The organism is Georgenia sp. AZ-5 (assembly GCF_043952095.1).
Classification (GTDB): domain Bacteria; phylum Actinomycetota; class Actinomycetes; order Actinomycetales; family Actinomycetaceae; genus Georgenia.
The window spans coordinates 3,244,313-3,256,118 of the sequence record NZ_JBINOU010000001.1; the positions used below are offsets into that span (position 1 = coordinate 3,244,313).

The window sequence follows — 11,806 nt, forward strand, 5'->3', positions numbered from 1 at the left end:
TGAGCCGGAGGCGTTAGCCACGGGCGTGAGCCGGAGGCGTGAGCCACGGGCGTGAGCCGGAGCGTGAGCCGGAGGGCGTGAGCCACGGGCGTGGCAAGCCGCCGATGTGGGTGCCCGCTGCCATCCTCCGGCCATGGACGACACGACGCCGCCAGTGTCCGCCGCAGAGGTCATCGCCGACTTCTTCGCCCGCTCGTCGCTGCTGCGGCACCCTGCGACGCGCGCCCGGGCGCGGCGCGTGCGCGCGCACCTGGAGACCTACCTGGACACGGAGGCCGAGCGCTTCCTGACCCGGCCCGAGCGGGCGCTCGTCGACGCCGAGCGGCAGCTGGATCCCGCAGGCGCGGTCGTGCGCGTGACGGGACCGGAGGCGCTGGTCGCGACGCTGCCCGGCTTCGTCGACCGGGCCTGGCTGATGCCGGCGGAGCACGACGCCCGGGTGCAGCTGCTGGTGGTCGCCGAGGTGGCCCGGTGGGCGGTGGCGCGCGGGCTCGTGGACCGGCACGAGATGGCTTGCGCGGTCCTCGAGCTCGAGGCGCGCCTCGACGATGCCACCGCCTGGCTGGACGGGCGTGCCGGGATCAGTCGGTCAGCTCCGCCAGGGCCACGGCCACCCGTTCCGGGCCCGTGATGACCTCGGTGACCAGGCCGGAGGTCCCGGGGTCGTCCAGCACCGCGCAGATCACGCGGGCGACGTCCTCACGCGGGACGCTGCCGCGGCCGGTCCTGCGCGCCATGGTGACCTTGCCCGTGCCGGGCTCGTCGCTCAGCCCGCCGGGCCGGATGATCGTCCAGTCCAGGTCGCGCGCCATGAGGTCCTCGTCCGCCGCCTTCTTGGCGTCCTGGTACGCGGCGAAGACCTCGTCGGCGATGCCGTCGCGGCCGCGGTCCGCGCCCATGGACGAGACCATGACGTACCGGCGCACCCCCGCCCGCTCGGCGGCGTCCGCGAGCAGCACCGCGCCGCCCCGGTCGACGGTGTCCTTGCGGGCCGCGCCGCTGCCCGGCCCCGCGCCCGCCGCGAAAACGACGGCGTCGGCACCGTCCAGGATGCGGGCGAGATCCTCGGCCGAGCCGCGCTCGAGGTCGAACACGACCGGCTCGGCCCCGGCCTCCCGCAGGTCGTCGGCGTGCGCGGGGTTGCGGATGAGGCCCACGACCTCGTCTCCGCGGTCGGACAGGTGGCGCTCGAGGATGCGGGCGATCTTGCCGTGCCCGCCGGCGATGACGACTCTCATGCCCGCGACGTTACGGCCTCGGCGGCTACTCACGCACCGCGCCCTCGAGCATGCCCTGGATGAAGTGCCGCTGGAGGAACAGGTAGAGCACCACGACGGGCAGCGCCACCAGCACCGCGCCGGCCGCCAGCAGGGTGGTGCCCTGGACGTACTGGCCCTGGAAGAGCGCCAGCCCGAGGGGCGCGGTGCGCAGCTGGGCGTTGGGCGACATCACCAGCGGGATGAGGAACTCGTTCCACGTCCACATGAAGGTGAGCAGCACCAGCGTCACGACCGCCGGCCGGGCGACGGGCACCAGGACCTGCCACAGCACGCGGTGGTGACCGGCACCGTCGAGCCGGGCCGCCTCGACGATGGAGCGGTTCGCGCCGCGAAAGTACGAGCGCATCCAGAAGGTGCCGAAGGCGATGGACTGCGCCATCTGCGGCAGGGCGATCCCCCACACGGTGTTGGTCAGCCCGACGGTCCGGAAGTCGAAGAACAGCGGGACCACGATCGCCTCGGTGGGCACCATCAGGCCGACCAGGAACAGGTAGAAGAGCGCCTGGGACCCGCGGAACTCGAACGCGCCGAGGGCGTAGCCGGCCATGATCGAGCACACCGTCGCGACCGCGACCACCAGCGCCGCGATCACCACGGAGTTGAGCATGTACTCCCCGAAGCGGCCCTGCTCCCAGGCGCGGGCGAAGTTCTCCACGTGCAGCGGGGCACCGGTGGCGGCGTCCGCGGCGGTCTCCGGCGCAAGGGCGGTGCGCAGGATCGTGACGATCGGGGCCAGCGCGACGAGGGAGAAGAGCACCAGAATGACGTAGTTGCCGGCACGCTCGGCCGGGGAGATCCTCATCGCCCGCGCTCCCCCAGCCGGTTGACAGCCGCGTTGAGCCCGAAGATCAGCAGCGTCAGCACCACCGCCACGGCGGCCGCGGACCCCACCTCGCCCAGCTGGAACGCCCGCCGGTACACCTCGAAGGCGGGGACCGTCGTCGTGCTCCCGGGCCCGCCGGAGGTGGTGACGTAGACCAGGTCGAAGGTTTTCAGCGCGGCGATGATCGTCAGGGTCAGGGCGACCACGATCTCCGCGCGCACCGCGGGCAGCGTGATGGCGAAGAACTTGCGGACGGCGCCCGCGCCGTCGAGCGTCGCGGCCTCGTACAGCTCAGTGGGCACCCGTGACATCCCCGCCATCAGGAGCACGGTGACCAGGCCGGTGGACACCCAGGTGCCGATGAGCCCGACGGCGGGCAGCGTGAGGGTGAAGTCCCCCAGCCACGTGCGGGTCCACTCCTCCAGCCCGACGGCGCGCAGCGCGTCGTTGAGCAGCCCGTCGGGGGCGTAGATCTGCCGCCAGGCGACCGCCACGACGACCATGGCGATGACCTGCGGGAGGAAGACGATGGTGCGGAAGAAGCCCAGGCCCCGCACCTGCCCGCGGGTGAGCACGGCGGCGAGCACCAGCCCGATGGCGAGCGGCAGCACCGCGAAGAAGAAGATCAGCACGAGCGCGTGCTCGAAGGAGGCGCGCAACTGGTCGTCGGCGAAGACGTCGACGTAGTTGTCCAGGCCCACGAAGGTCGCGAGGGTCAGGCCGTCCCAGTCGTACAGCGAGATCTGCACCGCCCGGCCGAGCGGGTAGAGCAGGAACAGCGCGTAGATGGCGAAGGCCGGCAGCAGGAAGCCGTACGGCGCCAGGCCGTACTTCGAGCGTCGTCGGCCCGGCGGCGCGGGCGACCGGGGCGCGCCCGCGGCCGGCAGCGGAGCCCCGGCGGACCCGCTCCGGCCCACCACCACCGCCGGAGCGGTCCCGGGACGCCCCGCGGTGTCCCGGGACGCGCCGTCAGCCGTTGGACTGGACGAACTCGGCATAGTCCGCTTCGAGCGCCTCGGTGAACGCCTGCGGCGTCGTCTCCCCGGCCATGAGCGCCTGGAGGTTCTGGCCGAGGGTCGTGCCCATGGTCGGGGTCGCCCAGTCGAGGTACGGCAGCAGCTCGCCGTTCTCGGTGACCTCGCTGTAGGCGTTGAAGATGTCGCGCTGCAGGCCGCCGTCGGGCATGTGCTCGGCGGCGTCCACGGCGGGCATGTTGCCCTCCTCGGCGAGGATCGCCATGGCCTCCTCGCTGGTGATGAAGTCGATGTAGGCGGCGGCGAGGTCGGGGTTGGCGGCCTGCGAGGTGATGGTGAACGGGATGCCGATGCCGCCGGTGGTCCGCGGCCCCTGGCCGGCCTCGACCGGCGGCGGCGCGAAGAAGCCCGCGTCCTCGCCCATCGCGGCCTCGATGTCCGCCCCGAGCCACGAGCCGCCGATCAGGTACACACCGGCTCCCTCGGTGAAGGACTGCCAGGTGGCGTCGTAGTCGGCGCCGTTGAAGCCCTCGTTGAAGTACCCGCTCTGCGCCCACTGCTGGATCCTGGTGGCCGCCTCGACGTTCTCCGGCGTGGTCCAGCTGGCGCCCTCGTTGCCGAAGCCGAGCGTGCGGATCTGCTCGGGGTCGACAAGGGCGCCCTGGATGGGCCCGAAGTAATGCGTGGCGGGCCACTGGTCGAGGTTCCCCAGCAGCAGCGGGGTCTGCCCGGCGTCCCTGATGGTCGCGAGCTGAGCCTCGAAGTCGGCCCACGTCTGGGGCACCTCCAGGCCGAGCTCGGCGAGCTCGGAATTGGAGTAGTACACCCCGACGACCTCGCCGACCTGCGGGAGCCCGTAGAGGGAGCCCTCACCGAAGGTCACGCCGTCCGTGCTGTAGCTCGTCGCCTGGAGCACGCTCTCCGGGTAGCGCTCGATCCAGCCGTAGGCCTCGGCGTAGGCGTCGAGCGGGACGATCTGCTCGGCGCCGACGAACTGGCCCATCTGGGAGCGAGCGTTGTTGGCCTGGGTGACGTCGGGGGCGTCGTTGCCGGTCAGCGCCAGCCGCAGCGTCGTCTGGAGGTCGTCGTTGGACTGCGACACGCGCTCGATCGTGATGTTGGGGTACTGCTCCTCGAACGCGGCGTTGAGGCGCTCGATCTGCGCCTTCTGCCCACCCCGGACCTCCTGGTCCCACACGACGAGCGTCTGCTCGCCCATCGAGGCGACGTCGGTGACGATCTCGTCGGGGTCGGTCGGGGCCGCGGTGCCGTCGTCGGAGGCGGTGTTCGAACCCGGCGTGCACGCGGCCAGAAAGACTGCCGCGGTCAGCGCGACGACGCCGGCGGCGGCGCGCCTGGGACGCACGGATCTGCTCATGGTGCTGTTCTCCTGTCTGATGCCGAGGGCACCCATTGTGGATGAGCATCTCCCCTGCCTGCGCCACCGGCCCGAATCTCGGCCGCGCGTCGCGCCGGCGAGCACGCCGAGCGCCGTCTCGGCCCGCCGCGGACGATGCTCCCGCCACCCGCCCCCAGCGCGCGAGATGTCATCTCTTCCTCGAGAAGTCATATGTAGAGCGATGACCCCGATTCGCGCAGCGATCCCAGCAACACGGCCAGCGAGACCTCACCCCGGCCGATCTCCCCCGCGACTCAGCGGACGGTCAGTGCGGTCTGCGCGGTGCGGACCTCGAACGGCGCCGAGACCTCCGTGGTCGTCGCCAGCCCCTCCACGGGCTGCCACACCCCCGATCCGGCAACCTGGAACTCACCTGCCCAGCGGGTCGTGAGCGTGACGCGAGTACGGTCCGAGCTCCGGGTGTAGGCATGTGCCACCGTGTGGTCCGGGTATGGCGCGCCGGGGTCGGTCGTACGCAGCGGCGCCGCCCCGTCCCCGAAGTCCCAGGCGTAGTCGACGGGTGCTACCCGAACCTGGACCGGCGTGCCGAGCACGACGGTGTCAAAAGTCTGCTCGGCTGCCTCTGTCCAGAAGATCGTGTCAACATTGATAAGGACCCAGCCTTGGTCGGGCTGGATATTTAGGCCGCCAGGCGCAATGGGTAACTCTCTGAGGTCTGCAAGCGTTAGCAAGACGGGCTGCGCCAAGTCTCCTTCACCAACCTCGCCTGGCGCTGGCGTCAAGGAAAATTCGTCCACAGGTGTGAAATCGCCATCGCAATATCGGTACTGATAGTTGAATCCGCCGACATTGACGTACTGTCCACAAGCCGGCTCCCCTCCCTCCTGCCCATCCGCAATAGGGTTTCGAGGCCCGCCACGATGGCCCTCTCCCATCCTTGACTCGCGCCGCGACACACCTAAGTCGAAAGAATCATCATTTGGGGTCAATTCCACAGTCGTTCCCAGATCGTCGGTGAGTGACCCAGTGGTAGCGGTCGGCAGCCCGGCGACGAGCCCGCTGAATGCGAACAGGACGGCCGCCGGATTCATTTCGTGCCGCCTTCACTCACGACTGATCGGGCCTCTACTCCACGCACGAACCAGCCACTGTCCCAAGACAGGGCGAAGTCAAACTCCACCGGGCCACCTTCGAAAATCTCCAGGGTGTTGCCCGTTGTGTCTTTGCGTTCGGCACGCAACTCACTCGCATCAATCCAAACTGCGTAGAACTCACTCGCATCTCCAGGCGAACGCGACTCGACGCGCACGATGTCCAGACGGCCTCCCACTTGGTACCCGTCTCCTGCGTGTAAGTCTGAGACTTGTTCCCCCACACTCCTGCAAAAAATGCACTCCGGATGCGACATCGCCTCCCACTCAGCCAGATCACCCGTGGCATACACATACGGATACAGCTCCAGGAAGTACTGCGCCGCCGCCTCGGCCCCCGCGACGTCGTCGCGGCGCATCGCCTCGGGCCGCTCCGGCTTCTCCACCTCGGGACGCTCCGAGGTCGCCGTCTCGCTCGGCTCGGCAGACGACGGCTCCGCCGTCCCCGACAAGGAAGGAGCGGGTTCGGGCTCCGCCTGGGCGCTGCACGCAGCGACGAGCGTGGCCGCGGCGGCGGCCGCCGCCATGACGCGCCATTGCCGCCCTGCCCCCAGAGCCATGCGCCGAACGTAGCGGCGGCCCGCCGTTCCCGCCTAGGGATTCGCGAAACTGTGGACCACCAACCTCGGGACGCCAAAGGGCCAGGACCCGCAAGTCCTGGCCCTCCGCCGTCGTGGTCCTACCGCTGCGGCAGGTCCAGCGTGATGATCTTCGTCTCGCCTGGCGTCACCACGCCGCTGGAGACCGCTCGCCGGCTGCGCCGCGCTCGCTTGGGCGCCGGTGCAGCGGGCGCCTCCTCCGCGGGTGCGGTCACGGGCGCGGCCGCGGTCGCCGGGGCCTCGTTGGCGGCCTCGGCGCGCACGGGCGCCTTCGCAGGCGCCGCTGCCGCGGCCTGCTGAGCCGCCGCCTCGTCCACGGGCGCGGGCACCGTGCCGGTGTCCGCGGCCAGCTCCGCCGCGACGACGTCGCCCTGCTCGGGGCCAGTCACCTCGGCCGCTGCGACCACGTTGGCCGCCTCGCTGGCGTCGACGCCGGCGAGCAGGGCCGCCTCGTCACCGAGCACGCCCGTGCGCGGCGGCTTGGCGGGCGCCTTGTGGGCGTCGTCGTGCTCGTGCTCCTGGTGCCCCTTGGCGGCCGCCGCGGCGATGGTCGCCAGGGTCGCCTTGACGGCCTCTCGGGCCGCTGCGGCGCCCGGGTCCTCCGCCCGTGCCGGCTCGGCCACCGGCTCCGGCGCCGGGGCGGCGCCGCCCTTGCGGCCGCGACGACGGGAGCCGTTCTCCTCGACGCCGTTGCCGGTGCCGGACTTCTCCACGGGCTGCTCGTGCACGACGAACCCGCGCCCGCCGCAGTGCTCGCAGGGCGTCGAGAACGCCTCCACCAGGCCCTGGCCGACCCGCTTGCGGGTCATCTGCACCAGCCCCAGCGAGGTCACCTCGGCCACCTGGTGGCGGGTGCGGTCCCGGCCGAGGCACTCGAGCAGCCGCCGCATGACCAGGTCGCGGTTGGACTCCAGGACCATGTCGATGAAGTCGATGACGATGATGCCGCCGATGTCGCGCAGCCGGAGCTGACGCACGATCTCCTCGGCCGCCTCGAGGTTGTTGCGGGTGACCGTCTCCTCCAGCGTCCCGCCGCTGCCGGTGAACTTCCCGGTGTTGACGTCGATGACGGTCATCGCCTCGGTGCGGTCGATGACGAGCGAGCCGCCCGAGGGCAGCCAGACCTTTCGGTCCATGCCCTTGGCGAGCTGCTCGTCCACCCGGTACTCGGAGAAGACGTCCTGCTGGCTGGTCCAGTGGTGCATCCGGTGGGCCAGGTCCGGCGAGAGCTCCCTGACGTAGCCGGAGATGGTCTCCCACGCGCCGTCGCCGGAGACTACGAGCCTCTCGAAGTCCTCGTTGAAGACGTCGCGCACCACCCGCACGGCGAGCTCGGGCTCGCCCTTGAGCAGCACCGGGGCGCTCTTGGCGCTCTTCGCCCTGGCCTCGATGTCCGCCCACTGCCTGGTCAGCCGCTCGACGTCGGCGCGCAGCTGCTCCTCGGAGGCGCCCTCCGCCGCCGTGCGCACGATGACGCCGGCGCCGGCGGGGACGATCTCCTTGAGCAGCTTCTTCAGCCGCGCCCGCTCGTTCTCGGGCAGCTTGCGGGAGATGCCGGTCATGGCCCCGGAGGGCACCAGCACCAGGTGCCGGCCCGCGAGGGTGATCTGCGACGTCAGCCGCGCGCCCTTGTGCCCGATCGGGTCCTTGGTGACCTGCACCAGCACGGAGTCGCCGGACTTCAGCGCCTGCTCGATGCGGCGCGGCTGGCCCTCCATTCCGGCGGCGTCCCAGTTCACCTCGCCGGCGTAGAGCACGGCGTTGCGGCCCTTGCCGAGGTCGACGAACGCGGCCTCCATCGACGGCAGGACGTTCTGCACCCGCCCGAGGTAGACGTTGCCGACCATCGAGGTCTGCGTGTGCCGGGCGACGTAGTGCTCGACGAGGATGCCGTCCTCCAGGACGGCGATCTGGTTCAGGCCGTCCTTCTCGCGCACCACCATGGTCCGCGCGACGGCCTCGCGGCGGGCCAGGAACTCGGACTCGGTGATGGTGGGACGCCGACGGCCGGCCTCGCGACCCTCCCGGCGGCGCTGGCGCTTGGCCTCCAGGCGGGTGGAGCCCTTGAGCGCGGTGACCTCGTCGCGGGCGCGCCCGCCGGTCTCCGCCTCCGCGGAGCGGCCGCTGCGGCGGCGACGACGACGCCGGCGCGAGCCGGACGTGCCTTCCTCCTCCTCGGTCTCGGTCTCGCCCTCGGCCTCCGACGCCTCCTCGGGGGACTCGGCCGACTCGGCGGCGGACTCCTCCTCGGTGGTCTCGTCCTCGGCGGCCTCCTGCTGGCTCCGGTTGCGCCGGCCCCGGCCGCCGCGGCGGCGGCGACGGCGCCCGCCGGCGTGCTCCTCCTCCGCCGACTCGGGCGCCTCGGCCTCCTCGGCCTCGGCCGGCTCCGCCTCGGTGGTGCCGGGCGCCTCGGCCTCCACGGGCGGCGCGCCCGCGGGCGACTGGGCGCGACGACGGCGCGTGCGGGCCTTGGTCGGGTCCGGCGCCTGGAACAGCAGGGCCGTGGCCGCGAGGCGCGGTCCGCCGTCCTCCTCCGCCTGGTTGGGCGTGGGGGCGCTCTCGCCGGCGGTCTCCGCGGTCGCGGCGGTCACCGCCCCGGCGGAGGACTCCTCCTCGTCCTCCTCGTCGGCGGGCTTGGCGACGCCGAGCTCCGCGAGAACGTCGAGCTTCTGCCCGGACGAGCGGGCGGGGGCGGTGGCGCGCCGGCTGCGGCGGCCGGGCTTCTTGGCGGCCGCCTCGCCGTTGGCGGCGGTCTCGACCTCCTCGACGGCGAGATGGGGGCTCAGCTCGGCCGGCGCGGGGCCGGCGAGCTCGTCGCCGGAGCCCTCGACCGGCCCGGTCGCGGGCTGGGTGACCTCCGCGGTCACGGCGGTGGTCTCGGCGGGCGCGGCCGCCGGCTGCGCGGCGGGCGGCTCCTCCGCGGCGGCGGGGGCCGCCTTCTTGCGGCGGGTGCGCGTGGTCTTGGGCTTCTCCGCGGCCGGCGCGGCGGAGTCCTGAGCGACGGCGACCGGCGTCGTGGAATCCTCGGCGACGGCGACCGGCGCCGTGGAATCCTCGGCGGCGGCCTCCGCGGCGGCCGGGTCGGTGGCGGGCTCGGCGGGGGCCGTGGCCTTCTTGGCCGGCGCGCGTCGCGTGCGTGGCTTCTTCGCGGGGGCCGTCTCGGCGGCCTCGGCGGGCGCGGCGCCAGGCTCGGCGGCGGCCTGCGGCTCCGCGCCGGCGGTCTCGCCGCCGGCGGCCTCGGCGGCGGCCGCGTCGGTCCCGCCCGCGGCCGCCTTCTTCTTGGCCGGCGCCCTGCGGGTGCGGGTGGTCTTCTTCGCCGGGGCTGCCGCGGCGGGCTCCGCCTGGGCGGCGTCGGCGGCCGCGGGCTGCCCGGGTGCCGCAGCCTCCGGCGAGCCCGGCTCGGCGGCGGCCGGGGCCCCGCCTTCCTGCGCGGCGGAGCCCTGCGCGGCGGAGCCCTGCGCGGCGGCGGCCTGCGCGGCGCTGGGTGCGCCGGCCGGGCTGGTGGCCCGGCGCGAGCGGGACCGGCGCTGCGTCGTCGGCTTCTGCTCCTCTGCCGCGCCGTCGGTGGTGCTGTCGATCTGGTCGTTCATGGGGTGCTCCCCTGGCCTACGGCCGCCGCCCACACCTACCGGCGCCCGTGGGCGGTTCGTCGTCCGCGGCGCGAGCCGCGGACGGAAGTCCTTGGGTTGCGTCCGGACGCGCGGCAGCGCGCTCGAGCGCCGACGGCGGTCGGCCTGCCGACCAGCCGTGCTGGCGGTTCGGCCAAGGTCACCGGCCCCCTGCTGCAGCGCACCCACCGGCTGGCGGGGCGGCGCGAGGTGGACCGGAACGATGCGGTCGCGACGTCGTCGGACCGGAGAACGCGGTGTGGAGCGGTTCCCCAGCCATGACGAAGTATCGCACAGGCGTCCACGACCCGCTCCCGCCGACGCGCCGCGATCCTGACGGCCCGTCATCTCGGGGGACCTAGGTCCCAGCCGGCACCGGTGGGGCCTGCCTAACTTTGGGCACCGACCGGCGCCCCGGGCCCCGGTCCGCGCGCAACCGCAGCAGTCCCGCACCTCCGAAGGGCCGACAGGTGGAATCGCTTGACCTCGCTCGGTGGCAGTTCGGCATCACCACCGTCTACCACTTCATCCTCGTGCCGCTCACGATCGGCCTGTCCACCCTCGTGGCGATCATGCACACCGCGTGGACGCGGACCGGCAACGCGCGGTGGCACCGGCTGACGAAGTTCTTCGGCAAGGTGCTCCTGATCAACTTCGCCCTGGGTGTGGCCACGGGGATCGTGCAGGAGTTCCAGTTCGGCATGAACTGGTCGGAGTACTCGCGGTTCGTCGGGGACATCTTCGGCGCCCCGCTGGCCATCGAGGCCCTCGCCGCCTTCTTCCTCGAGTCGACGTTCCTGGGCCTGTGGATCTTCGGCGAGGGCAAGCTGCCCAAGTGGCTGCACAACGCCTGCATCTGGGCGGTCGCGGTCGGCACCACCCTTTCGGCCTACTGGATCCTCGCGGCGAACTCCTGGATGCAGCACCCCGTCGGCGCCGTGTACAACCCGGAGACGGGCCGCGCCGAGCTGGACGGCGTGGCCGGCTTCTTCGAGGTGATGACCAACAACACCCTGATCGCCGCCTACTCCCACACGATCACCGCCTCCTTCCTGGTCGCCGGCACGTTCGTCGCGGGGATCTGCGGCTGGTGGATCGTCCGCTCCGTGCGCGCGGGCCGGGAGCACGAGGCCCGCAAGGTCTGGCGCGCCGGCGCCTACGTCGGGCTGGTGACGATCCTCGTCTCCGGCGTCGGCGTGATCGCCTCGGGCGACTACCAGGGCAAGCTCATGTACGAGCAGCAGCCCATGAAGATGTCCGCGGCCGAGGCGCTGTGCGAGGGCGAGGAGGCCGCCGCGTTCTCCCTGCTGACGATCGGCGACCTGTCCAACTCCTGCGAGGGCGTCCACCACCTGATCCAGATCCCCGGCCTGACCTCCTTCCTCGGCACCGGCTCCTTCTCCGGCGAGGACAGCTACCTGCCCGGCGTGAACGACATCCAGGAGGAGTACACCGAGCGGTACGCCGACCAGTTCGGCGAGGTCGACTACACCCCCAACCTCGCCGTCACCTACTGGAGCTTCCGGCTGATGATCGGCCTCGCCGGGTTCTCCGCCGCCCTGGCCGTGGCCGGCCTGTGGCTGCTGCGCCGGGGCCGGGTCACCGGCTCCAGGTGGTTCTCCCGGCTGTGCCTGGTCGCCCTGCCGATGCCGTTCCTCGCCTCCTCCTTCGGTTGGATCTTCACGGAGATGGGTCGCCAGCCCTGGGTCGTGCACCCCAACCCCGCCAACCCGGTCGACAACGTCTACCTGCTCACGCAGGACGGCGTGTCCACGGTGGTCTCCCCCGGCTCGGTGATCATCTCCCTGGTGGTCTTCACCCTGCTGTACGCGGCCCTGGGCGTGGTGTGGTTCCTGCTCATCAAGCGCTACGTCCGCGAGGGCGTCGAGCCGCTGGCGGAGGACCTGACAGGCGACGCCGACGGCAGCCGCCCCGGCGGCGGGGACGCGCCCAGGGAGCTCGAGCCGACCCTGTCCTTCGCGTACTGACCGCCGCCCCTGACCTGGAGACG

The 11,806-nt window shown here is 72.3% G+C and carries 9 protein-coding genes; 2 read left to right on the top strand and 7 right to left on the bottom strand.

Annotation, left to right across the window (positions count from 1 at the left end):
- The first annotated feature begins 133 nt into the window (after positions 1-133).
- Complete coding sequence (locus ACF0H8_RS15240; RefSeq protein ID WP_395289739.1) at positions 134-631, top strand: hypothetical protein; 498 nt, start codon at positions 134-136, stop codon at positions 629-631.
- On the opposite strand, the gene ACF0H8_RS15245 is transcribed toward ACF0H8_RS15240, so the two are convergent.
- The 7 genes from ACF0H8_RS15245 to ACF0H8_RS15275 all read right to left on the bottom strand — a co-directional run bounded on the left by ACF0H8_RS15245 (position 582) and on the right by ACF0H8_RS15275 (position 9,777).
- Positions 582-1,238 carry an SDR family oxidoreductase gene (locus tag ACF0H8_RS15245; protein WP_395289740.1) on the bottom strand — a complete coding sequence of 219 codons (657 nt, stop codon included), beginning with the start codon at positions 1,236-1,238 and terminating at the stop codon, positions 582-584. The genes ACF0H8_RS15240 and ACF0H8_RS15245 overlap by 50 nt on opposite strands.
- A 25-nt stretch (positions 1,239-1,263) precedes the next feature.
- Complete coding sequence (locus tag ACF0H8_RS15250; RefSeq protein WP_395289741.1) at positions 1,264-2,082, bottom strand: carbohydrate ABC transporter permease; 819 nt, start codon at positions 2,080-2,082, stop codon at positions 1,264-1,266.
- Complete coding sequence (locus ACF0H8_RS15255; RefSeq protein WP_395289742.1) at positions 2,079-3,026, bottom strand: carbohydrate ABC transporter permease; 948 nt, start codon at positions 3,024-3,026, stop codon at positions 2,079-2,081. The genes ACF0H8_RS15250 and ACF0H8_RS15255 overlap by 4 nt, the downstream gene beginning before the upstream one ends.
- 46 nt (positions 3,027-3,072) lie before the next feature.
- Positions 3,073-4,455 carry an ABC transporter substrate-binding protein gene (locus tag ACF0H8_RS15260; protein WP_395289743.1) on the bottom strand — a complete coding sequence of 461 codons (1,383 nt, stop codon included), beginning with the start codon at positions 4,453-4,455 and terminating at the stop codon, positions 3,073-3,075.
- Positions 4,456-4,730: 275 nt separating this feature from the next.
- Positions 4,731-5,528 (bottom strand): hypothetical protein, encoded by a 798-nt coding sequence (locus ACF0H8_RS15265; protein ID WP_395289744.1) that lies wholly within the window; start codon positions 5,526-5,528, stop codon positions 4,731-4,733.
- Positions 5,525-6,148, bottom strand: a complete 624-nt coding sequence (locus ACF0H8_RS15270; protein ID WP_395289745.1) for a DUF6318 family protein — start codon at positions 6,146-6,148, stop codon at positions 5,525-5,527. The genes ACF0H8_RS15265 and ACF0H8_RS15270 overlap by 4 nt, the downstream gene beginning before the upstream one ends.
- A gap of 119 nt (positions 6,149-6,267) precedes the next feature.
- Positions 6,268-9,777 (bottom strand): Rne/Rng family ribonuclease, encoded by a 3,510-nt coding sequence (locus ACF0H8_RS15275; RefSeq protein ID WP_395289746.1) that lies wholly within the window; start codon positions 9,775-9,777, stop codon positions 6,268-6,270.
- 488 nt (positions 9,778-10,265) lie between these two features.
- On the opposite strand from ACF0H8_RS15275, the gene ACF0H8_RS15280 reads away from it, so the two are divergent.
- Complete coding sequence (locus ACF0H8_RS15280) at positions 10,266-11,783, top strand: cytochrome ubiquinol oxidase subunit I (RefSeq protein ID WP_395289747.1); 1,518 nt, start codon at positions 10,266-10,268, stop codon at positions 11,781-11,783.
- Positions 11,784-11,806: the final 23 nt, after the last annotated feature.

Coding starts and splice junctions, on each gene's coding strand:
- ACF0H8_RS15240 (WP_395289739.1), top strand. CDS start 134: ATGGACGACACGACGCCGCCAGTGTCCGCCGCAGAGGTCATCGCCGAC.
- ACF0H8_RS15245 (WP_395289740.1), bottom strand. CDS start 1,238: ATGAGAGTCGTCATCGCCGGCGGGCACGGCAAGATCGCCCGCATCCTC.
- ACF0H8_RS15250 (WP_395289741.1), bottom strand. CDS start 2,082: ATGAGGATCTCCCCGGCCGAGCGTGCCGGCAACTACGTCATTCTGGTG.
- ACF0H8_RS15260 (WP_395289743.1), bottom strand. CDS start 4,455: ATGAGCAGATCCGTGCGTCCCAGGCGCGCCGCCGCCGGCGTCGTCGCG.
- ACF0H8_RS15265 (WP_395289744.1), bottom strand. CDS start 5,528: ATGAATCCGGCGGCCGTCCTGTTCGCATTCAGCGGGCTCGTCGCCGGG.
- ACF0H8_RS15270 (WP_395289745.1), bottom strand. CDS start 6,148: ATGGCTCTGGGGGCAGGGCGGCAATGGCGCGTCATGGCGGCGGCCGCC.
- ACF0H8_RS15275 (WP_395289746.1), bottom strand. CDS start 9,777: ATGAACGACCAGATCGACAGCACCACCGACGGCGCGGCAGAGGAGCAG.